The following is a 21,167-nucleotide window of genomic DNA, read 5'->3' on the forward strand; positions in this document are numbered from 1 at the left end:
TAAGTGACAAAACTGTTCGCGATGTCCTCGCACACCTGTTCGCGATGTCCCCGGTCCAAACAGGGGGGAGATCGAATGCCACTTCGGCCTTCGCCAACCGCAATGCTGCAAAAGAGACCGTCGCGAGCCGCCGATCCTCCCGGGACCATGGGAAGATCGAGCTCCGCTCAACCCGCACTATTCTGCGGATAGCAGATAATCGACAAATACCGCATCGGCAGTTTCGTCAGCTGCTCCGGCCCATGCGGCGCGTCGGCATCGAAGAACAGGCTGTCGCCGGGCTTCATCGGGTAGAGGTTGCTGCCATGGCGGTAAACGACCTCGCCCTCCAGCATGTAGAGGAACTCCATGCCCTCGTGCTGGAAGGTCGGGAACACATCGGAATCCTCGGTCAGCGTGATCAGATAGGGCTCGACGACGACGCCGCTGGTGTTCGAGCCGATATGGCCGAGCAGATTGTACTGATGGCCGGCGCGGGTGCCGCGGCGCTCGACGTCCAACCCCTGGCCGGCCTTGACGAAGACCGCACTGCGCTCTTCCTCGAAGCGGCGGAAGAAGGCAGTCACCGGAACGCCGAGCGCGCGTGACAGCGCCTGCAAGGTGGTCAATGACGGCGAGGTGATGCCGTTCTCGATCTTCGACAGCATGCCAAGCGAAATGTCGGTGGCGACCGCCAGATCGGCAACCGTGATGCCGAGCTTCTTGCGGAACGCCCGCACCTCACGGCCGATCGCCACCTCCAGCACTTTCTCGCGGGTGTCGCGAATGGCATGCGGGTTTTGCGTCAGCGGCGCCCGGATGGCCTTGCCGTCCGCCGAAACCTTGGGCGACGGCTTTGCTTTTGCGGGTCCTGGACCGGCCTTGGAATCGGAAATTGTCTTCGCCATCTCGCCCCCCGAACCAGAAGATTTATTTCACTCAAGGTGAACATGTCCAGGTGCCGATACAGGAGCGCAACCGCGACGGCAAGCCATCTTATGTCGCACGCGCCAGTCCGGCGATCGCGGCCGCCGCAGGTTTTTCGCCAAGAATCCATTGTGCGCAAATGCAGTTCCCGCAGATGTCTGTTGACAGCACCGAAGGGCCAATTACTGTCCTGTCAGTGAAATTTGTTTCGCTGGGGAAATCAAGAAGAGGAGGCCCGGAATGAACACTCGCGTTGCCGTCATCGGAGCCGGCCCGTCCGGTCTGGCCCAGCTCAGGGCCTTCAAATCGGCTGAAGACAAAGGCGCCGATATTCCCGAAATCGTCTGCTTCGAAAAGCAGTCCGACTGGGGCGGCCTGTGGAACTACACCTGGCGCACCGGCCTCGACGAGCATGGCGACCCGGTACACGGCTCGATGTACCGCTACCTCTGGTCGAACGGACCGAAGGAGTGCCTGGAGTTCGCCGACTACACTTTCGAGGAACATTTCGGCCGGCCGATCGGCTCCTACCCGCCGCGTGCAGTGCTGTGGGACTACATCAAAGGCCGCGTCGAGAAGTCGGGCCTGCGCAAATGGGTGCGCTTCAACAGCCCGGTGCGCATGGTGACTTTTTCGGAAGAGACGAAGAAATTCACCGTCACCGCGCATGACCGCACCAACGACGTCACCTATTCGGAAGAGTTCGACAATGTCGTCGTCGCCTCCGGGCATTTCTCGGTGCCCAACGTGCCGTATTTCGAGGGCTTCTCGACCTTCAACGGCCGCATCCTGCACAGCCATGATTTCCGCGACGCGATGGAGTTCAAGGGCAAGGACATCCTGATCATCGGCCGCTCCTATTCGGCCGAGGACATCGGTTCGCAATGCTACAAATATGGCGCCAAATCGATCACCTCCAGCTACCGCTCCAAGCCGATGGGCTTCAAATGGCCGGAGAACTGGAAGGAGGTGCCGCTCTTACAGAAGGTCGTCGGCAAGACCGCACATTTCAAGGACGGCTCGACCAAGGATGTCGACGCCATCATTCTTTGCACCGGCTACCTGCATTCCTTCCCGTTCCTGACCGACGATCTGAAGCTCAAGACCGCCAACCGCATGTGGCCGCTCGACCTCTATGAAGGCGTCGTCTGGGAGAAGAACCCGCGACTCTCCTACATCGGCATGCAGGACCAGTTCTACACCTTCAACATGTTCGACGCGCAGGCCTGGTTCGCCCGCGACGTCATCATGGGCCGCATCAAGCTGCCGTCGGCCGAGGCGATGGCCGAACACGGCGCCAAATGGCGGGCGCGAGAGGAGACGCTCGAAGACGCCGAGCAGATGATCTGGTTCCAGGGCGACTACACCAAGGAGCTGATGGACCAAACCGATTATCCGGGCTTCGACGTCGAGGCGGTCAACCAGACCTTCATGGAATGGGAGCACCACAAGGCGGAGAACATCATGGGCTTCCGCGACCACGCCTACCGCTCGCTGATGACCGGCACCATGGCACCGTTGCACCATACGCCTTGGCTGCAGGCGCTGGACGATTCGATGGAGAGCTATCTCGAGGTGAAAGGCGTCGCGGCCGAGTAGTGGCCCCAGGAGGCGGGCTTTGGTGTCAGCCTGGCACCACGACCCAGCCGTGGCGGCGCTTGTCGTAGACTGACTTTGTCGGCGCCGGGAAGGACGGATCGGCGAAGCAGCCGACGGCCACGGCGACCGCCTCCGGTTTTCGTGACGGATACCAGAACACGGTAGACCCGCACGTTCCGCAGAAATGAAAGCTGATCGGGAAGCCGCTGTCGGAATCGCGTTTGAATGTCTTCGACGGGCCCCGGATCTCGGTCGCGGCGGCGTCGAAGAAGGCCGCGATGCCAAACGGACTGCCGGTCCGCCGCTGACAGTCGAGGCAATGGCAAAGCGACACCATGGTCGGCTCTTGCGGGCAATGTATCTGCAATTGTCCGCAGGTGCAGCTGGCTACCCTGCTGGTCATTCCCTTCTCTCCTTTTGGTGCTATTGGCGGTTGAGTATTACCCCAGTCTCGCCCGTGCCTTCGCCGTCCACGCATTGAACAGCCGGTCGGCGACGATGCCGATGAAGGCGATGGCGAGGCCGGCGACGATGCCGCGGCCGGAATCGGCCTTCGACAGCGCGATGAACACCTCCTGGCCGAGGTCGCGGGTGCCGACCATGGCGCAGATGATGATCATCGCCAGCGCCATCAGGATCGTCTGGTTGACGCCGAGCATGATTTCGGGAAGCGCCAGCGGCAATTGCACACGGAAAAAAGTCTGGCGCGGCGTGCAGCCCGAAACCTTGGCCGCCTCGATCAGCGCCGGCGGCACCTGCCTGATGCCGTGATTGGTGTAGCGGATGGCCGGCACCACGGCGAAGGCGATCGTGGCGATCATCGCCGTGACGTCGCCGACGCGGAACAGCATCACCACCGGAATGATGAAGCAGAAGGACGGCAGCACCTGCAGCGTGTCGATGACGGGCGTGACGATCTTCTCGAAGCGGTCGCTGCGCGCGGCCATCAGACCGATGGGGATGCCGATCAGGCAGGCGATGAAGGCCGAGATGCCGCAAAGATAGACCGTTGCCATGGTCTTCTCCCACAGGCCGGTGACGGCGCAGAAAGCGGTCAGCCCGGCGACCAGGGCAGCCAGGCGCAGGCCTGAGAGCTGATAGCCGGCAAGGCCGAGCAGCAACACCGCGCCCAACCATGGAAAGCCTTCGCAGAAGGCGCGCACCGGGTTCAGCACATTGAGGATCAGCGCCACGCGAAACGCTTCGATCGTGTCGAAGAAGTTGATCGTCACCCAGTTCACCGCCGCTTTCCACAAAGGTGCGGTGGTGAAGGTGATCGCCTTCGGCACCGTCGCGAAGGCCGGCACGAACAGGCCGATCAGCGTGGTGACGGCAAGGATGGCGATCGCCAGCGTCAGATTGGGGTAGCGCCGCCAGAAGCTCGGGCTCGCCTCCTGGTGGACATTGCCCTTCGCCTGCTTGTGGGCGATGGCCTGGCTCAGCCGGTCGAGCGCGATGGCCAGTGCGACGATGGCCAGACCGGCTTCCATCGCCTCTCCGACCTTCAGCGCGCGCAACGCCAGGAGCACATCGTAGCCAAGGCCGCCGGCGCCGATCATCGAGGCGATGATCACCATGTTGAGGGCCAGCATGATCACTTGGTTGACGCCGACCATCAGCGTCGGCCGCGCCGAGGGCAACAGCACGCGCCACAGTTTCTGCCGCGCCGTGCAGCCGGCCATCTCGCTGAAATCGTCGATCTCGGACGGCACCCGCGACAGGCCCAGCATCGTCGCCCGCACCATCGGCGGCGTGGCGAAGATAGCGGTGGCGATCATCGCCGACACCGGGCTATTGCCGAACAAAAGCAGCATCGGGATGAGATAGGCGAAGGTCGGGATCGTCTGCATCAGGTCGAGGGCAGGGGAGACGATGAGCCTCTCGGCCCACGGCTTGCGCCACGCCCAGATGCCTGCGAACAGCCCGGTGACGATGCAGAACGGCACGGCGATGGAGATCAGCGCCAGCGTCAGCATGGCGCTGGTCCATTGGCCGAACAGCGCGATGTAGAGAAAGCAGCCGCCGACCAGCAAGCCGAGTTTTCTGCCGCCGGCGGCATGCCCGGCGATGAAGGCGGCAGCGCACACGCCAACCCAGGACAGCCGCGGCAGGACATAGGCGTCCGCGCCGTGGCCGATCTTGAAACTCTTGGCGAGCAGATTGAGCGCGAAGTCGAGCGGTACGCCGAGCACGGCGGTGATCGAGCGGGTCAGCCACGACAGGTTCGACTTGATCCAGCGCATCAGAGCGCTGACCCAGTCGGCGACCGGAACGATGGCGCTGGCCGGGTAATTCACCGCCCAGGGCAGGCTGTCCTGCAGCAGGAACAGCACCAGCACGGCGGCCAGTGCGAGCGCCCAGATCGCCAGCCACAGCTGAACCGGCGGTCTTGCCTCGCTGGCGCTGGCCGTGACGGTCATACGCCGACCCCGGAACGCTCGATTCCGGCCAGCAGCTCGATCACCGCTTGCGGCGTCACTTCGCCGATCGGTTTGCCGGTGCCGTTGACCACCGCGAACGGCTTGCCGGAGGACACGATGTCGGCCGAGAAGCTGGCGATCTTGGCTTCCGGCGCAACCGTGCCGCCGTGCTCCGATCCATCGCAGGCGCGCATCAGGCCGCGGGCCGAAATCACCTTGGCACGGTCGACGTCGCGCGTGAACTCGGCGACATAGTCGGTGGCCGGATTGACCACCAACTCCTCCGGCGTGCCGATCTGGATGATCTCGCCGTCCTTCATGATGGCAATGCGGTCGGCCAGCCTGATCGCTTCGTCGAAATCATGGGTGATGAAGACGATGGTCTTGTGCAGCATGGTCTGCAGCCGCATCAGCTCATCCTGCATCTCGCGGCGGATCAGCGGATCGAGTGCGGAAAACGGCTCGTCGAGGAACCAGATTTCCGGTTTTGTCGCGAGACTCCGGGCGATGCCCACACGCTGCTGCTGGCCGCCGGAAAGCTCGCGCGGATAGAAATGCTCGCGGCCGCGCAGGCCGACGAGCTCGATCACCTCGCGCGCCCGCACCTCGCGCGTTGCCCGGTCCTGCCCCTGGATGCTCAAGGGAAAGGCGATGTTGTCGAGCACGTTGAGATGCGGCAGCAGCGCGAAATTCTGGAACACCATGCCCATGCGATGGCGCCTGAGCTCGATGAGGGCCGCGTCGGAAATCTTGAGCAGGTCCTTGCCCTCGAATTCGACCTTGCCATGGGTCGGCTCGACCAGCCTCGACATGCAGCGCACCAGCGTCGATTTGCCGGAGCCCGACAAGCCCATGATGATGAAGATCTCGCCCTGGCGGATTTCGAGATCGACGGCGCGCACGGCGCCGACCAATCCGGCGGCAGTGACGTCGGCCATGCTGGCTTTGCCGTCGCGCTCGCGGATGAAATTGGCCGCGTTCGCCCCGAACAGTTTCCAGACATTGCGGCAGGCAAGTTTGACCGGGCGGCCATCCGTACCCGGTTGAACCGCCTGCTGTTCAGTCCCGTCCGTCATCCAATCGTCCTTCTGGAACATCGACCATGAAGACCCGGCCGATCGGACGGCCGGGTCTTCTTCCAGTCGGAACGGTCACTGCGCCCAGGCTTTCCAATCTGCCTCATGGGCCGCGATCCAGGCGGCGGCGACATCTTCGGGCGTCTTGCCGCCGAGGTCGATCTCGCCGCTCATCTTGTTGAGCTCGTCGGTGTCGACCGTGTAGGCCTTGGCCACCTTGTAGGCGACCGGCCATTTGTCCTTCATGCCGGACCAGGAGTATTTCCAGATTTCGCCATGCGGCTTGCCGCAATCATATTTGGCGTCCGGGTTCACGCCCCATTTCGGGTCGTTGTAGCATTCGGGCGTGTATTCGGGGAATTGCACCCACTCGCCCTTGTACTTGGCCGGTGCCCAATGTGGCGAATAGATCCACAGCATGATCGGCGCCTTGCGCTGATAGGCTGAATCCAGTTCCGCGAACATCGCCGCATCGGTGCCGGCATGGATGACGGTGAAGGGCAGCTTCAACGCCTCGACGCGTTCGTCGTCAAAGCCTTCCCAGGTCACCGGGCCGCCGACATAACGGCCCTTCGGCGCGGTCTCTGCCGTCGAGAAGGCTTCGGCGCATTTCGGGTCCTTCAGCGCTTCCCAGTTGGGCAGGCCGGGGCATTTCTCCTTCATGTATTCGGGGAACCACCACTCTTCCTTGGCCTTCGGACCGAGCTTGCCGAGCCGTTCGGTCTGGCCGGTCGCATCGGAGGCCTTCATGGCTTCGCCGGCGGTCGTGTCCCAGAACTCCAGGCCGACATCGAGGTCGCCATTGGTGAGGCCGGTGGTGAGGCTGGAGAGGTAGTCGGCGGTCGGATATTCGACGGTGTAGCCGAGCTTTTCGAGAATGCCGCCAAGGATCTTGGCGTTGAGGTTGACGCTGGTCCAGTCGAACAGCGCGATCTTGATCGGGTCGTTGGATTCCGGTGCCGCGGCTTTGGCGGAAGGCGTCAGCAGGCTCAGTGTCGCCAGCGCCACGGCGCCCAGCGATAGTTTCGAAATTCTACTGTGAGATGACATGCTTGTTCTCCTTCAAGCTGTGACGGTTATCGTTCGTTCCCTTCTTGCGTCTTTTTCTGCCGTTCTGGGTCTTTCCCTGATTGTGTTGGAAAGACCTGTCGTTGCGCAAGGCCGTTGCCGCTCTGACGCGGCCAAAGCCGGCGCAGGCGAGATTGTGCTGAATTGGGGTGATGAAATATGCCGGGAGGGTCAGCGTCATGGCTGCCGACGGATTGCTGCGGGAGCGATCACCCGCGGATCAATTGCCAGTCTTGCGGCGCCCTGCACGGTGCAAGCCATCAAGGTCCCATGATCTCGGCTGTCGGCGCGGCAAGCCCCTTCTCGCCACGGCCGTTTCATAGGATGAAATTATATATACCAACGTTCATCGCGCGCAACGACTAAGGCTTAGCGAGATGCATAAATTCAGACTGCAGGCGAAGACCGACCTGACCGCCGGGCATTTCCTACCAGCAGACGTAGCCGCCATCGACGATCAGGTCGAGGCCGGTGACGAAGCTCGACGCGCGACTGGCCAGGAACACTGTCGGCCCGACCATTTCCTCTGGTGTCGCCATTCGACCCATGGGCGTGTCCCGCTTGAAGATCTTGATCTCTTCAGCGACCTCCGGCCGTTTGTTCATGGGCGTCAGCGTGTAGCCCGGGCTGACGGCATTGACGCGCAGGCCGCGATCAGCCCACTCCATGGCGAGGCTCTTCGACATGTGGATGACGGCGGCTTTCGAGGAATTGTAGTGTGCCTGCGTCAGCCCGCGATTGATGATGGTGCCCGACATCGAGGCGATGTTGATGATCGACCCCTTGCGCCGCGTCAGCATCTTGCGCGCCTCGGCCTGGCAGGACAGGAACACGCCGGCGACATTGACCTCGTGCACCTTCCGCCACGTCTCCAGCGACAATGTTTCGGCAGGTTCAGAACCGGCAATGCCGGCATTGTTGACCGCGACCGTCAGCGCACCGAGTTCGGCCTCGGCACGATCGATCGCCACCGCGAGGTCGCTCTCCGATGTCACTGTGCCGGTCAATACCAGCGCCCTGCGGCCAAGTGCGGTGATCCGCTGCGCTGTTTCGTCCAGCCCGCCCTTCGACGCATGGCCGAAACAGGCGACGTCGGCGCCGGCCTCGGCCAGTCCGATCGCGATTGCCTGGCCGATGCCGCTGCCGGCTCCGGTAACCAGTGCGACATCGCCGTCCAGCTTGAAAAGATCCATCATACCCTCCCTGCCCCAGGGAAGGTATGCGTTATACCATGCTTCGATCAAGCGCTCTGTGGGCTCAAGCGGATTGCCTGTTGGCGAGGCTTAGAAATATCCGTCCGAAGCGGCCGTGGCCTCCTTCGGGATTTCGACGCCGTCGACCAGGATCTTGTCGACCAGTTCGTGGTGGAAGCAGACCAGCCCCTTGATGCGTTCGGCCTCGTGCACCGGCTCCGGATAATACCAGACCATGTTCTCGTGCCGCTTCTTGCCGGTGGTCAAGTGATAGTAGTTGGAGATCCCCTTGTAGGGGCAGCGTGAGATGTAGCGGCTGGGCGCGAACATATCGAGCCGCGTGTCGGAGATCGGCAGGTAGTGGCGCACCGGATGGCCGGTCTCGAACAGGAACACGCCACGGCGTGAATCGGCGACCTGTTCGCCGTCGAGGATGACCTGCACCCGCCGCGAGGACGGCAGGCAGTCGACGCGGCGGAACGGATCGCGGGCGTGCACGAAGATCTCCTCGTCTTCCTCATACCAATGCGTCATCTTGGGCCAGTAGAAGGACATGTAATCCGAGAGCAGCGGCGATCCCTTGACCGGATCGAGATAGCGCCAGGCGGCATCCTCGACCAGGGTGATGCCGGTGTTGAGCGAATAGTGCGTCGCCACACCCTTGAACGGGCTCTCGGTTGTCGTCGCGCTCGGCAGCAGGAACTCCTCGCGCACGTCGCTCATCGGGAAGTAGTAGACCGGCAAATGGTCGCTCTCGTAAAGCACTAGCGCCTTGGTCGTGTCGGCGACGATCATCGATCCGACCTGCACCCGCAGTCGCTTCTGCATCGGCATGGTGAAGGCGACGTAGCCCGGCTCGAACTCATACTGCACGATGGTGTCGAGCAAGGGGAAATGCGGTCCGCGACCGCGCAAATGAGGCTTGCGAATGGTAGTCTCCCGTCTTCTTGTCTTGGCGGCCGCGCGGTTGGACACGGGCGTCAGCCTATGGATACTCGATCGAGCAGCAGCCCGGCGGCGATCGGCGGCAGGCCGCTGACATTCTTGCGCACCGGCACCAGCAGGTCGGGGAAGTAGCTGAAGATCACCGGCGTCTCGTCGAGCAGCAGCTTCTGGATGTCGGATGCCGCCGCGCGCTGTGCGCCGACGTCCAGCGCCTTCAGGTAACTGGTGACCATGCCGTCATAGGCCGGGCTCTTGAAATGCGCCGCGTTCCACGGCCCGTCGCTGACCAGCGGGCTCTTGAGGAACACATTCGGCACGCTGCGATGCGCGTAGTCGGTGATCCCCAACGGGCTGTCCAGCCAGTCCGATTGGCCGAACACCGCCTTGCCGTAATATTTGTCCTGGTCCTCGATGTTGAGCGCGATGCGGGCGCCGATCTCCTTGGCGAAGTTCTGGAACAGCTGCGCATAGCCTGGAATGTCGGAATAGCGCAGCGTCGTCAGCGTGACGTCGAAACCGCCAGCGAGACCCGCCGCCTCCATGAGCTGCTTGGCCTTGGCGATGTCCTGGACACGCTGCGGCACAGATTTGTCTGTCGCGGGGAAGGCCGGCGCGAACGGGCTGTCATTGCCGGTCGCCGCCATGCCGCGGCACAGGCCGTCGACCAGCTTGGAACGGTCGATGCTGAGCGCCAGCGCCTGGCGCACGCGCTTGTCGGTGAACGGGCCGGTGTCGCAGCGCATGTGGAGCTGGCGATGCGCGGTCGAGGCGACACGCAGCACGGTGATGTCGGGACTGTTCAGCACGACCTGGCTGACATCGAGCGGCACCGCGTCGAGGATGTCGACCTCGCCGGCCTGAAGCGCCAGGATGCGCGGCTGCACGTCGCCGTAGAATTTGAACTCGAGCCGGTCGGGCAGAGCCTTCTCGCCCCAATAATCGGGGTTGCGCACGAATGTCGCGCCGACCTTCGGCGTGTAGCTCTCCAGCTGGAACGGTCCGGTGCCTTCAAAGGTCTTCTCGTAGTCGCCCTTGTAGCTCGCCGGCAAGATGACGGCGTTGTAATTGTCGATCGACACCGAATAGGGAAAGCTGCCGTTCGGCGCGTCGAGATGGAAAGCGACGGTGTGGTCGTCGACCTTCCGCGTGCCGCCCTTCGACAGCAGGCCCTTGAACACCGAAAGCGCGTTCGAGGCACCATTGGGATCGGCCAGCCGGTCGAAGGTCGCCACGACGTCGTCGGCCTTGAAGTCCTCGCCATTGTGGAATTTCACGCCCTTGCGCAGCTTGAAGGTCCACACGCTGCCGTCTTCGTTCGGCGACCAGCTTTCCGCCAGCACCGGCTTCAGGGTGAGATCCGGCTGCGTGATGCAGAGAAATTCGGCGGTCTGGAAAACCAGTTGGTAGCTGCCGCTGTCATAGTAGGTGACGGGATCGATGGCGCCGCCGGGCGTGGCGACGCCGGCGCGCACCGTGCCGCCCGGCTTGCCCTCGGCGCGGGCTTTCCGCGTGCCGAGGCCGACAGCGGCGACAAGGCTGCCCAGGAACGGCAGGGAAAGGCCGAGAACGCTGCCATGGCGCAGGAAATCGCGTCGGTCGAGCCTGCCTGCCAGCAATTCGTCAACAGCGGAATTTTCGATTGCTGTCAGGTTTTTGCGAGCGGCGTCGATCGTCATGAAATGCTTCGGCATGGCTGCATTCCTCGCTTGCCCTTGGGGGAGGGGCCATTTAGGTCATTGTTGACCGCAGCCGGAAAGCGATATTTTTTGATGGGGTCCATCGAAATTTTCGATGCAGGAGCAAAGCCATGGATACCGAAAACCTGCGCAGTTTCCTGGAGGTTGCCGAACATGGCAGCTTTACCGTCGCCGCCAATCGGCTGAACCTCGCCCAGTCCACCGTCAGCGCGCGGATCAGGGGGCTGGAGGAGCAGTTGGGGCGGCGGCTTTTCGTGCGTGATCGCGATGGTGTCTCGCTGACGCCGGCCGGCCGGCAGTTCCTGCCGCATGCCTCCTCCATCACCCGCACCTGGGAGCAATCGAGGCAGGACATTGCCGTTCCCGACGGTTACGAGACATTGCTGCGGCTGACTGCGCCCGCTTATCTGTGGGATTTGATCACCTCGCCCTGGGTCGAGTGGATGCGCGCCAAGCAGCCCAATGTGGCGCTGCGGCTCGAGGGCAGTTTTCCGGATCTGGCGATCGACCAGCTGGCGGAAGGACTGCTCGACATCTGCATCCTCTATTTGCCCCGGCCGCATCCCGGCATCATCTATGAGACGCTGGCCGTCGATCAGGTCGTGCTGGTCCAGCATGCCGCGCAGACGAAGCCGTGGACCGAGAACTACATCCTGATGGACTGGGGCTTGGAATTCCGCATCGAGCACGACCACGCCTTCGCAGGCATGGTCAAGCCCGCCATTTCGGCCGGGCTGGTCTTCATCGGCCTGCAGCATGTGCTGTCGCGGCGAGCGGCGGCCTATCTGCCGCTCAGTGCCGTCAGCGGCCATATCGAACGCGGCGAGATGCGGCGCATCGACAACACGCCGGTGTTCCAGCGGCCGATTTACCTCGCCTATCCCTCCAACCCGGTCTCCTCGGATGTCCTGGACGTCGCGTTGACCGGGCTGCGCTCGCTGGCCAAGGACTGGACCAGCGATCAGGGTTTCTCGGAAGGCGACCGCTCCTTCAGCATGGCCGGCCGGATGTGACCGGCCAGGCAAATGCGATCACCCGCGCGATGCCTTGCTATGCCGGCTCGGTCACCGGCGCCTTCTGCAGCCTCGTCAGCTCCGCATAGGGAATGTGGCATCGGATGGAATGCCCGGGCTGTGCTTCGGCGAGCGGCGGCTCCTGCTGTTCGCAGATCGGGCCGATCTTGCGCGGGCAGCGCGTGTGGAAGACGCAGCCTGAGGGCGGATTGGTGGCGCTGGGGATTTCGCCGTCGAGGCGAATGCGAGCCGTCTCCGTCTGGTCCAGTTTTGGAACCGCCGACAGCAGCGCCTCGGTATAGGGATGATGCGGCCCGGAGAACACTTCTTCCGATGGCCCTAGCTCCATGATGCGGCCGAGATAGAGCACGGCGATCTTGTCGGAGAGGTAACGCACCACGCCAAGGTCGTGCGAGATGAAGATGTAGCTGACGTCTTCCTTCGATTGCAGGTCGGCGAGCAGGTTGAGGATGGCGGCCTGCACGGAGACGTCGAGCGCCGAGGTCGGCTCGTCGCACACCACGATGCGTGGATCGCCGGCGAAGGCGCGCGCGATGGCGACGCGCTGCTTCAGGCCGCCCGAAAGCTGGCGCGGCTTGACCGCCAGATGCCGCTCGGTCAGCCGCACCGAACGGACGAGCTCGTTGAGACGCGCCTCCAGCGCCTTGCCGCTCAAGCCCGCCAGCCGCTNCGGTCAGCCGCACCGAACGGACGAGCTCGTTGAGACGCGCCTCCAGCGCCTTGCCGCTCAAGCCCGCCAGCCGCTTCAGCGCCCGGCCGATCAGGTGGCGGATCGAATGCGAGCGATTGAGTGCCGAATCCGGGTTCTGGAAGACGATCTGCATCGCCTTGACCTCGTCATCGCCGCGGTTCTCCAGCCGTGGCGCCAGCACCTTGCCCTCGAGCTCGATGGTGCCGCCGTCGTCGGGTGGCACAAGGCCAAGCAGCAGCCTGGCGAAGGTGGTCTTGCCGCTGCCGGATTCGCCGACCAGCCCGAGCGTTTCGCCTGGACGAAGATCGAGCGAGACGTCCTTGACGGCGCGCAAGGCATGGCCATGGCTGGCATAGGTCTTGTTCAGCCCCGTGACGCGCAGCACGGGTGCTGCCGCCGGTTTTGGCGCCGGCGCCACATCGCTCGGCGTGGCGCGCGGCAGGGCTTGCGCCCTGTCGTGATAATGGCAGCGCGACAAGCGCTTCCCGCGCTCGTCGCTCAGATCATAGAGCGGCGGCAGTTCGGTGCGGCAGCGGTCGTCGGCGAGCGCGCAGCGATCGGCGAAGGCACAGCCCTTGATGTCGGCGCCAATGCCCGGCAGGAAGCCTGGAATGGTGTCGAGCCGGCCCTGGTCCTTGCGTTGGCCGCCGCGCGGCAGGCAGCGCAAGAGCGCCACCGTATAGGGGTGGCGTGGATCGTTGAACACAACATCGGTCGGTCCTTCCTCCACCAGCATGCCGGCATAGAGAACGCCGACACGGTCGCACATGTTGGAGACGACGGCGAGGTTGTGGCTGATGAACAGGATCGAGGCCGACAGCTCCTGCCGGAGCTGCGCGATCAGGTCGAGCACCTCGGCCTCGACCGTCGCATCGAGGCCGGTGGTCGGCTCATCGAGGATCAGCATCGAGGGGTCGTTGGCCAGCGCCATGGCGATCGCCACGCGCTGCTGCATGCCGCCGGACAGCTGGTGTGGGTAACGCTGCATGACGCTCGTCGGATCGGAGATGCGCACCCGGTTGAGCATGGCGACGGCGCGATCGGTGGCTGCCTGGCCGGTGATGCCGCCAAGCTCGAAGATCTCGGTCAGCTGGCGGCCGATGCGGATCGAGGGGTTCAGCGCCTTGCCGGGGTCCTGATAGACCATCGAGACGCTTTCGGCGCGAGCGCGCCGCAGGGCTTCGCCGTCGAGCTTCATCACGTTCTGACCGTCGAGCGAAATCGCGCCGCCGGTGATCGAACCATTCCTTGGCAAATAGCGCACGACGGTGAGCGCCACGGTGGATTTGCCGCAGCCGGATTCGCCGACCAGCCCGTAGGCCTCGCCCTTGCCGATGTTGAGGCTGAGATTGCGCAGCACCGCGCGGCTGCGGCCGGCAACCCGATAGGCGACCGACAGGTCGTGCAGTTCGAGGGCGTTTTCCGCCTTTGCGTATTGGACCTTGGCGGGGTCAGTCATTGAAGGCTCCATGAACGCCGTCGGCGGCCAGGTTGACGCCGATCACCAGCGAGGCGATGGCGAGTGCGTCGAACAGCACCGTCCACCAGAAGCCGCCGCCTATCATGCCGTAATTGCTGGAGATCGAGAGCCCCCAGTCCGGTGATGGCGGCTGGATGCCGAAACCCATGAAGGAGAGCGTGGCGACCGCGAAGATGGCATAGCCGAGCCGCACGGTGGTCTCGACCAGGATCGGGGGGATGACGTTGGGCAGGATCTCGACGAACATCGTATGCAGCGCGCTCTCATGCCTGAGCTGGGCTGCGGCGACATAGTCGAGTTCGCGCTCCGCCAGCACCGCCGAGCGCACGGTGCGGGCAATGATCGGCGCGAAGCTGAGGCCAATGACGACGATGACGGTGGTCTTGGAGGTGCCGAGTGCGACGATGGCGAGCAGCGCCACGATGACCACGGGAATAGCCATGAAGGCTTCGAGGATGCGGCTGACGACATCGTCGACAATGCCGCGGAAATAGCCGGTGAGCAGGCCGAGCGCGGTGCCGGCGATGGTCGCCAGCAAGGTGGCCAGCGGGGCGACGGTCAGGATGTCGCGCGAGCCGACGATGACGCGCGAAAAGACATCGCGGCCGATCTGGTCGGTGCCGAACCAATGTTCGGATGAAGGCGGCGCCAGCGCGTTGATGATGTCGTCGGCAAGCGGATCGTAGGGTGCGAAATGTTCGCCAAACAGCGCGCAGACGACCCAGAACATGACGATGGCGAAACCGACGAGGAAAGTCCGCGAGCGCAGCAGGGAGAAAAAGACCTCCGCCACCGGGCCGCGCCGGCGCGTATCGTCCTGTGCGGGGGAGGTGGTCTGGACGACGCTCATTGATCTGACCCCAGCCGGATGCGTGGATTGAGCACGGAATAGAGGAAGTCGGCGATCAATGTGGCCACCGCATAGACGATGCCGATGGTGAGGATGCCGGATTCCAGCATCGGGAAATCCTTGCCGCGCGCGGCGGTGAAGATCAGCGAGCCGATGCCCTGGTAGCGAAACAGCGTCTCGATCACCACCAGCCCGCCAATGAGATAGCCGGTCTGCGTTGCAATGACGGTGATGGTCGGCAGCAGCGCATTGCGCAGCACATGGCGCCAGATCACCGTGCGCCAGGGCAGGCCCTTGAGCACCGCCGTTCGCGTATAGTCGGAATCGAGCGCCTCGATCATGCCGGAGCGCGCCATGCGGGCGATATAACCGAACAGCACCAGGAACAGCGGCAACGAAGGCAGGATCAGGTAGTAGAGCTGCGTGAAGAAGCCGGCATCCTTCGGCCATGCCGCCGAGATCGGCAGCCAGCGCAGCCAGACGCCGAAGATCAGGATCAGGATGATGCCGGTGACGAACTCCGGCAGCACCGTCACCGAGAGGCCGCCAAGGCTGATGATCCGGTCGAGCGGCCGGTTGAGGTTGAGCGCTGCAATGACGCCGCCGAAAATGCCGATCGGCACCACCAGCACGAAGGCGACGGCAGCCAGCTTCATCGAATTGCCCAGCGCATCGATGACGAACGGCGCCACTGGCGAGCGGAAGATGTAGGACGTGCCCATGTCGCCCCGGATAAAGTTCCAGATCCAGGTCGCATATTGGGTGAGCAGCGGGCGATCGACGCCAAGCGTGTGATTGAGCGCGTCGACCGCGCGCTGGTCGGCGAACGGCCCCAATATCGCGCGCCCGACATTGCCGGGCAGAACCTGGCCACCCAGGAACACCATGATGCTGAGCAGGAACAGCGTCACCAGCGACAGCGAGACACGCCGGGCAAAGAAGGAGAGAATGGCTATGACTCCTTGTGGAGCCAACCCCCTTGCAGGAGCTGGCTGTCAGAGGATTGGCTTTTCCTTTTCGCTCAGGCCTTCGATGCCTTGTCGAGGAACAGCTGCGACATGGCGGTCGGCTGCACGCCGGCCACACCCTTCGCCGTCGCCGTCAGATAGTCGTAGAAATAGCCGAAGATGACCGGCGTTTCCTCGAGCAGCAGCTTCTGGATCTTGCCGGCATCGGCCTTCTGCGCCTCGAGATCGAGCGCGGCGATATAGCTGGTCGCCAGCGCGTCGTAGTCCTTGTTCTTGAAATGCGCCGCGTTCCAGGTGCCGTCGCTCTTCAGCGGAGCGGCAAGATAGACATTGGGCACGCCGCGATGACCGTAATCGGTGATGCCCATGACCGAATCCAGCCAGTTCGATTTGCCGAACACCGCGTCGCCATAATAGCCGCTCTGGTCGAGGATGTTGAGCTCGAGCTCGATGCCGATCTCCTTGACCCAGTTCTGGATGAGCTGGGCATATTCGGGGATTTCGAGATAGCGCTCGGTGGTCAGCGTGATCTTGAAGCCCTTGCCGGCACCGGCGGCTTCCATCAGCTGCTTGGCCTGCGCGATGTCCTGCTTGCGCTGCGGCACGCTCGTATCGGTTGACGGATAGACCGATGCGAACGGGCTGTCATTGCCAGCCACGGCGCGACCCTTCATCAGACCCGCGACCAGCTTGTCGCGGTCCATGCTGAGCGCAATGGCGCGGCGCACGCGGGCATCCTTCAGCGGGCCGTCGTCGCAGCGCAGATGCAGTTGCTGATGGGCTGAAGACTTCAGGCTGATGATGTCGACGCTCGGATCGTTGAGCAGGGCGACGCCGGCGAGCACCGGCATCTGGTTGATGATGTCGACCTGGCCGCCTTGCAGCGCCAGGATCATCGGCTGCACGTCGGTGAAGAAGGTGAACTCGGTGCGCTCCGGCAGCGCCTTCTCGCCCCAGTAATTGTCATTGCGTACAAAGGACGCGCCGACCTTCGGCGTATATTTCTCGACCTTGAACGGGCCGGTGCCGTCGAAGCTCTTCTCGTAATCGCCCTTGTAGTCAGCCGGAATGATGACGGCGTTGTAATTGTCGGACGACAGCATGTAGGGGAAGTTGCCGTTCGGCGCGTCGAGGTGGAATTCCACCGTGTAGTCGTCGACCTTCTTGCTGGCGCCCTTCGACAGGATGCCGGTGAACACCGACAGCGCGTTGGACGAATTGGCCGGATCGGCGAGTCGGTCGATGCTCGCCACCACGTCCTCGGCCTTCATCTCGCCGCCTGAGTGGAATTTTACGCCCTTGCGCAGCTTGAACGTCCACACCGAGCCGCTGTCGTTCGGCTTCCAGCTTTCGGCCAGTGCCGGCTTGAGCACGAGGTCGGGGCCGTCCACGCAGAGGAATTCGGCAACCTGCTGCATGATCAGCAGGCCGCCGGCGTCGGCGATGGTGACCGGGTCGATGGCCGCTGCCGGCACGCTGCTGGCGACGCGGATGGTGGCGCCGGGAGCGCCCTGGGCGCGGGCGAGCGACGGCATGCCACCGAGGCCGGCGGCCGTGGTGATGCCGCCCAGAAGCGGCAGCGACAGGCCGAGCAGGCTGCCATGGCGGATGAAGTCGCGGCGGCTGACGCGGCCGTCGACAAGACCGTCGATCAGGTGATTTTCAAGCGGCGAGCGGTTGCGCCGGATCTGGTCGAGAATGCGGTAGTTCTTGCTCATGGGTTTAACCCTTTCCCCTGTTTCTTATGGCTGAAGAATGCATTTCCAGTTGACGAAATTCCGTGGAGTTCTCCTGTCCAGGTCGTCAATGATGTCGGTCGACGGAACTGTAGCACGCGGTTTTCCCCGGTCCATCCGATCCTCGCGGCGGAGGGGTCAGGTTTTCTTGAGGCAATGCTTCCACCCGTCCGGTCTTGCCGTCGCGACACGATCGCGGCGACGAATCGTTGTTCTTGAACACGCCTCCTTTTCGTCCTCATTCTCCTAGTTCAGCGGCAAACGGCGGTATGTCCCGGGCGCAGCCGGGTCGTGATATTTGTTGCAGGGGCCGTTCTCGGCGAAATCGCGATGGCAGGCCGCGAGGTTTTCCCGCGACAAGGTGACGCCGAGACCGGGGCCTTCCGGCACGCGCACGACATTGTTCCTCGGCGAAAACGGCCCTTCCTCGGTGATATCGGTCGGCTGCATGCGAAACAGCGACTGGTTCGGCTCCCGGATCCAGCCGAGTGCGGCGCACAGATGCAGGTAGGCGGCGCTGCCGATGCCGCTGTCGCCGCTGTAGCACCAGAAATCGATGCTGGCGTGCTCGCAGGCGCCGACGAAGCGCAGCATGCGACCGATGCCGCCATGGGCGGTCGGGTTGCCGACGAAGGCGTCAGGCACCTTGAGGTCCATGGCGCGCGCGATGTCGATGTTGTGGGTCGAGAACGGGATCGAGCAATGGCGCCGCAGCTCCCGCATCTCCTCGATGGTCGCCACCGGATCCTCCCAGTTGCGCACGCCGAGATCCTCCAGCGGCCGCGCCAGGCGCCGCGCGGTGCTGAGCGAATAGGCCTGGTTGGAATCGATGCGGATCATCGCGTCGTCGCCAAGCTTCCTGCGGATCAGCTCGACCATTCTCAGCGAGACCTTTGGGTCTTGCGTCGAGAATTTGCCTTCGAAGAAGGTCGTTCCATAGGTCTTGTGCAGTTCGACGCAATAGTCGGCGACTTCCTCCGGCGTCGTTTCGCCTTTCACCTCCGGCCCGTCGCCGCGCAGCGAAAAATAGTCGGTGAACGGGATGTCCTTGCGCACGGCGCCGCCAAGCAACTGGTAGAGCGGCTGGTTCCACGCCTTGCCGCGCAAGTCCCAGAACGCCATCTCGATGGCGCCGAACGCCATGATACGGGTGCGGTCGTTGATCGACTGCACGCCGGTCCAGAAGGGAAGGCAGACATGCTCGGCGCCGGCGATGTCGAAGGCGTCGCGGCCGACCAGGCGTTGGGCCAGGACATCATTGATGATTGCGGCGGCCGCCGGCGTCGGCGCCTCGCCGAGGCCGATCAGCCCGTCCTCGGTTTCGACCTCGACGATGGTCTGCGAAAACCCGTCGAGCTCGCCGAACACCCAGCCGTAGGGGGCTTCGAGGCGCAGATTGATCGGCGTGGCCCTGATGCCGCGGATTTTCATCTTAGCGGCCGACTTCGAAGAACGGTGCGCCAAGCAGGTCGGGGACGACATCGATGCCGAGGCCCGGTCCGTCCGGAATGCCCATGCGGCTGCCCGTGACCGGCGGCATGTTCGAAGCCGTGCGCACCGTCACCCACTCATGGAAGGCGATAGCGTGCAGACGGCGCTCTTCCGGCGTCGACAAAGACAGGTGCGCCATGGCGGCTGTGTCGATCTCGGCACCGCCGGTGTCCTCGACCGTGATCATGAAGCCGAGGTCGACGGCAACGTCGCGGATCAGGCGCGTCTTCGTCACGCCGCCGAGCCGCGAAATCTTCAGCGTCAGCCCATCGGCCGCGCCCCGGCGATGGATCTCCAGCATTTCCTCGAGCGAGGTGACGGATTCGTCGAGCACCATCGGCTTGTCGAGCATGCGGCGCACCGACATGTTCTCGTCGATCGTCGTGCAGGGCTGCTCGAACGTATAGTCGATGGCGCGCGTGGCATCGGCGAACTGGCGCGCCTGGTAGGGCGTCCAGCCGGCATTGGCGTCACAGAAGATGACCGTGCCTTTCGGCACCGAAGCGGCGACCGCGGTGACGCGCTCGATGTCGTCATGGACGTTGCCGCCGACCTTGACCTGCAGCCGGTGGAAGCCATCCTTGACGATCCGCTTGGCGAGTGCCGCCATGGCATCGACACTGCCATGGGTGACGACCTTGTAGAGTTCCGCCGTGTCGCTCTCCTTGCCGCCCAGCAGCGTGACCAACGGCACGTCGGCGGCGCGCGCGGCGAGATCCCAGCAGGCCATGTCGAGCGCCGACTTGATGTAGGGATGGCCCTTGAACACCGTGTCCATCAGCCGGCCGATGCTGGCCAGCCCACGCGGGTCGTGGCCGATGAGGTGCGGCGCGATTTCCGGCACGCCCGCGCGCGCTCCCATCGGAAACGCGGGCGAGTAAAAATTGCCGAGCGGCGCCATCTCGCCCCAGCCGGTCAGTCCGTTGTCGGCGGTGATGGCGACAATCACCGCGTCGAAGGCATCGGCCTCTCGCCCCTTGGACATACGGTAGGGGCCGTCCACGAAGGGCTGTATGACGTGATAGGCTTTGACGGTTTGGATCTGCACGTATCTGTCCGCTGGCTGGAATGTCTGGATCAGGCGCCCGGGCGCTTTTCGAGGCCGCGCGCGTAGGAGAGCAGCTCTTCGAAGTCGAGGTCGATATGTTCGCGGGCATGACGCTGGGCAGCGCGCATGTCGGTGCCCTTCATCAGTTGCACGTAGGTCTCATGGACGTCTTCGGCCGGCACCGGCTCCTTGCGGGCCTGCTGGTGCAGCGCGAAATACATCTGCAACCGGCTGATCAGCCGCTGCCAGGTTTCCAGCAGCACCGAATTGTCGGCCCACTCGTAGATCAGGCCATGCAGTTGCAGCGCCGTTTCGATCTGCCTTGTGGTGTCTAGGTCGCGTGTCGCCTGCTTCACCGCTTCATGGCGGCGGTCGAGCTCGTCGAAGAAACGCTGGTCGCGCTGTGGCCATGTCTGTTCGATCGCGAACTCGTCCAGCACCTTGTTGAGTGAATAGGCGTCGTCGATGTCCTTGGCGGTGACGTCGATGACGAAGGTGCCGGCATAGGGAATGCTGGTCAGGATGCCTTCCTGCACCAACTCGCGCATCGCCTCGCGCAATGGCGCGCGGCTGACCCGCATCTGTTCGGAGATCCTGAGCTCGTTGAGCTTCTGGCCGGGCTCCAACTGCCCGGTCAGGATCGCGCGCCTGAGCAGCGCCACGATTTCGGCGCGGCGCGTCGTGTCGGCAATCGGACTGAAATCCGTCTTCCCCATCCGGCCCCTCCAGCGAGAACAGAAGGCAAGACAATCAGATTGTCGACAATCTAACAAGACGCCATTTTCGGATTTTTCATTTTCGCCAGGCAACCGGTCCGTGATGCGGGGCGCAGGCCGATCTGGACGCAGGCCGCCTGATCGCGCTGTCGCCGGTCTCGGCGCGCCTCGGTCACCCCTATTGCGCTTTCATGCCCTCGGCCAAGGCCGATCGCGCCGACGTGGCCGCTCTTGTCGGCCTGCTCGTGA

The 21,167-nt window shown here is 63.6% G+C and carries 18 protein-coding genes and 1 pseudogene; 3 read left to right on the top strand and 16 right to left on the bottom strand.

Annotated elements, in window-relative coordinates:
* Positions 1-167 precede the first annotated feature (167 nt).
* Positions 168-887 (bottom strand): XRE family transcriptional regulator, encoded by a 720-nt coding sequence (locus X741_RS149420; protein WP_023764592.1) that lies wholly within the window; start codon positions 885-887, stop codon positions 168-170.
* On the opposite strand from X741_RS149420, the gene X741_RS1000000169880 reads away from it, so the two are divergent.
* Together X741_RS1000000169880 and X741_RS149415 are read left to right on the top strand one after the other, a co-directional pair.
* A complete protein-coding gene (locus tag X741_RS1000000169880) occupies positions 875-1,150 on the top strand; it encodes a hypothetical protein (RefSeq protein ID WP_156937911.1) in 276 nt (91 codons plus the stop codon). The genes X741_RS149420 and X741_RS1000000169880 overlap by 13 nt on opposite strands.
* Positions 1,147-2,505, top strand: a complete 1,359-nt coding sequence (locus tag X741_RS149415; protein ID WP_023778600.1) for an NAD(P)/FAD-dependent oxidoreductase — start codon at positions 1,147-1,149, stop codon at positions 2,503-2,505. Before X741_RS1000000169880 ends, X741_RS149415 begins: the two co-directional genes overlap by 4 nt.
* Before the next feature lie 25 nt (positions 2,506-2,530).
* Here X741_RS149415 and X741_RS149410 read toward each other — a convergent pair whose 3' ends face one another.
* From X741_RS149410 to X741_RS149380, 8 genes are all read right to left on the bottom strand, one after another.
* Complete coding sequence (locus X741_RS149410; protein ID WP_023778601.1) at positions 2,531-2,908, bottom strand: GFA family protein; 378 nt, start codon at positions 2,906-2,908, stop codon at positions 2,531-2,533.
* Positions 2,909-2,945: 37 nt separating this feature from the next.
* On the bottom strand, positions 2,946-4,925 hold the full coding sequence (locus X741_RS149405) for an ABC transporter permease subunit (protein ID WP_023778602.1): 1,980 nt from the start codon (positions 4,923-4,925) through the stop codon (positions 2,946-2,948).
* Positions 4,922-6,001, bottom strand: coding sequence for a glycine betaine/L-proline ABC transporter ATP-binding protein (locus X741_RS149400; RefSeq protein ID WP_023778603.1), 1,080 nt, complete (start codon positions 5,999-6,001; stop codon positions 4,922-4,924). The genes X741_RS149405 and X741_RS149400 overlap by 4 nt, the downstream gene beginning before the upstream one ends.
* Before the next feature lie 75 nt (positions 6,002-6,076).
* Positions 6,077-7,051, bottom strand: a complete 975-nt coding sequence (locus X741_RS149395; protein WP_023778604.1) for an ABC transporter substrate-binding protein — start codon at positions 7,049-7,051, stop codon at positions 6,077-6,079.
* Positions 7,035-7,250, bottom strand: coding sequence for a hypothetical protein (locus X741_RS1000000169885; protein WP_156937912.1), 216 nt, complete (start codon positions 7,248-7,250; stop codon positions 7,035-7,037). Before X741_RS1000000169885 ends, X741_RS149395 begins: the two co-directional genes overlap by 17 nt.
* 247 nt (positions 7,251-7,497) lie before the next feature.
* Positions 7,498-8,262 carry an SDR family oxidoreductase gene (locus tag X741_RS149390; protein ID WP_023764587.1) on the bottom strand — a complete coding sequence of 255 codons (765 nt, stop codon included), beginning with the start codon at positions 8,260-8,262 and terminating at the stop codon, positions 7,498-7,500.
* 90 nt (positions 8,263-8,352) lie between these two features.
* The gene (locus X741_RS149385) at positions 8,353-9,150 is read right to left on the bottom strand and encodes a DUF427 domain-containing protein (RefSeq protein ID WP_245272740.1); all 798 of its coding nucleotides are present in this window, start codon (positions 9,148-9,150) and stop codon (positions 8,353-8,355) included.
* Positions 9,151-9,242: 92 nt separating this feature from the next.
* Complete coding sequence (locus tag X741_RS149380) at positions 9,243-10,898, bottom strand: ABC transporter substrate-binding protein (RefSeq protein ID WP_023778606.1); 1,656 nt, start codon at positions 10,896-10,898, stop codon at positions 9,243-9,245.
* Between the two features lie 116 nt (positions 10,899-11,014).
* Here X741_RS149380 and X741_RS149375 point away from each other — a divergent pair, with 116 nt between their 5' ends.
* Positions 11,015-11,917 carry a LysR family transcriptional regulator gene (locus X741_RS149375; protein ID WP_023778607.1) on the top strand — a complete coding sequence of 301 codons (903 nt, stop codon included), beginning with the start codon at positions 11,015-11,017 and terminating at the stop codon, positions 11,915-11,917.
* 37 nt (positions 11,918-11,954) lie between these two features.
* Here the strand turns inward: X741_RS149375 and X741_RS01000000166870 are convergent.
* The 7 genes and pseudogenes from X741_RS01000000166870 to X741_RS149345 all read right to left on the bottom strand — a co-directional run bounded on the left by X741_RS01000000166870 (position 11,955) and on the right by X741_RS149345 (position 20,918).
* Positions 11,955-14,088: pseudogene (locus X741_RS01000000166870) on the bottom strand (ABC transporter ATP-binding protein).
* Positions 14,081-14,959: an ABC transporter permease gene (locus X741_RS149370; RefSeq protein ID WP_023778610.1), complete on the bottom strand. Its 879-nt coding sequence runs from the start codon at positions 14,957-14,959 to the stop codon at positions 14,081-14,083. The pseudogene X741_RS01000000166870 and the gene X741_RS149370 overlap by 8 nt, the downstream one beginning before the upstream one ends.
* Complete coding sequence (locus tag X741_RS149365) at positions 14,956-15,909, bottom strand: ABC transporter permease (RefSeq protein ID WP_023778611.1); 954 nt, start codon at positions 15,907-15,909, stop codon at positions 14,956-14,958. The genes X741_RS149370 and X741_RS149365 overlap by 4 nt, the downstream gene beginning before the upstream one ends.
* Before the next feature lie 71 nt (positions 15,910-15,980).
* Entirely contained in the window at positions 15,981-17,645 is a 1,665-nt protein-coding gene (locus X741_RS149360; protein ID WP_023778612.1) for an ABC transporter substrate-binding protein, read from the bottom strand.
* Between the two features lie 264 nt (positions 17,646-17,909).
* Entirely contained in the window at positions 17,910-19,094 is a 1,185-nt protein-coding gene (locus X741_RS149355) for a mandelate racemase/muconate lactonizing enzyme family protein (protein WP_023778613.1), read from the bottom strand.
* A 1-nt stretch (position 19,095) separates the two neighbouring features.
* Positions 19,096-20,202, bottom strand: a complete 1,107-nt coding sequence (locus tag X741_RS149350) for a mandelate racemase/muconate lactonizing enzyme family protein (protein ID WP_023778614.1) — start codon at positions 20,200-20,202, stop codon at positions 19,096-19,098.
* Between the two features lie 29 nt (positions 20,203-20,231).
* Positions 20,232-20,918, bottom strand: coding sequence for a GntR family transcriptional regulator (locus tag X741_RS149345; protein WP_023764577.1), 687 nt, complete (start codon positions 20,916-20,918; stop codon positions 20,232-20,234).
* Positions 20,919-21,167 lie beyond the last annotated feature (249 nt).

This window comes from Mesorhizobium sp. LNHC221B00 (assembly GCF_000502935.1).
Taxonomy (GTDB): domain Bacteria; phylum Pseudomonadota; class Alphaproteobacteria; order Rhizobiales; family Rhizobiaceae; genus Mesorhizobium; species Mesorhizobium opportunistum.

Excerpts from the sequence above, each read along its gene's own strand:
- X741_RS149420 (WP_023764592.1), bottom strand. The coding sequence starts at position 887 with ATGGCGAAGACAATTTCCGATTCCAAGGCCGGTCCAGGACCCGCAAAA.
- X741_RS149415 (WP_023778600.1), top strand. The coding sequence starts at position 1,147 with ATGAACACTCGCGTTGCCGTCATCGGAGCCGGCCCGTCCGGTCTGGCC.
- X741_RS149410 (WP_023778601.1), bottom strand. The coding sequence starts at position 2,908 with ATGACCAGCAGGGTAGCCAGCTGCACCTGCGGACAATTGCAGATACAT.
- X741_RS149405 (WP_023778602.1), bottom strand. The coding sequence starts at position 4,925 with ATGACCGTCACGGCCAGCGCCAGCGAGGCAAGACCGCCGGTTCAGCTG.
- X741_RS149400 (WP_023778603.1), bottom strand. The coding sequence starts at position 6,001 with ATGACGGACGGGACTGAACAGCAGGCGGTTCAACCGGGTACGGATGGC.
- X741_RS149395 (WP_023778604.1), bottom strand. The coding sequence starts at position 7,051 with ATGTCATCTCACAGTAGAATTTCGAAACTATCGCTGGGCGCCGTGGCG.
- X741_RS1000000169885 (WP_156937912.1), bottom strand. The coding sequence starts at position 7,250 with ATGACGCTGACCCTCCCGGCATATTTCATCACCCCAATTCAGCACAAT.
- X741_RS149390 (WP_023764587.1), bottom strand. The coding sequence starts at position 8,262 with ATGGATCTTTTCAAGCTGGACGGCGATGTCGCACTGGTTACCGGAGCC.
- X741_RS149380 (WP_023778606.1), bottom strand. The coding sequence starts at position 10,898 with ATGCCGAAGCATTTCATGACGATCGACGCCGCTCGCAAAAACCTGACA.
- X741_RS149375 (WP_023778607.1), top strand. The coding sequence starts at position 11,015 with ATGGATACCGAAAACCTGCGCAGTTTCCTGGAGGTTGCCGAACATGGC.
- X741_RS149370 (WP_023778610.1), bottom strand. The coding sequence starts at position 14,959 with ATGAGCGTCGTCCAGACCACCTCCCCCGCACAGGACGATACGCGCCGG.
- X741_RS149360 (WP_023778612.1), bottom strand. The coding sequence starts at position 17,645 with ATGAGCAAGAACTACCGCATTCTCGACCAGATCCGGCGCAACCGCTCG.
- X741_RS149355 (WP_023778613.1), bottom strand. The coding sequence starts at position 19,094 with ATGAAAATCCGCGGCATCAGGGCCACGCCGATCAATCTGCGCCTCGAA.
- X741_RS149345 (WP_023764577.1), bottom strand. The coding sequence starts at position 20,918 with ATGGGGAAGACGGATTTCAGTCCGATTGCCGACACGACGCGCCGCGCC.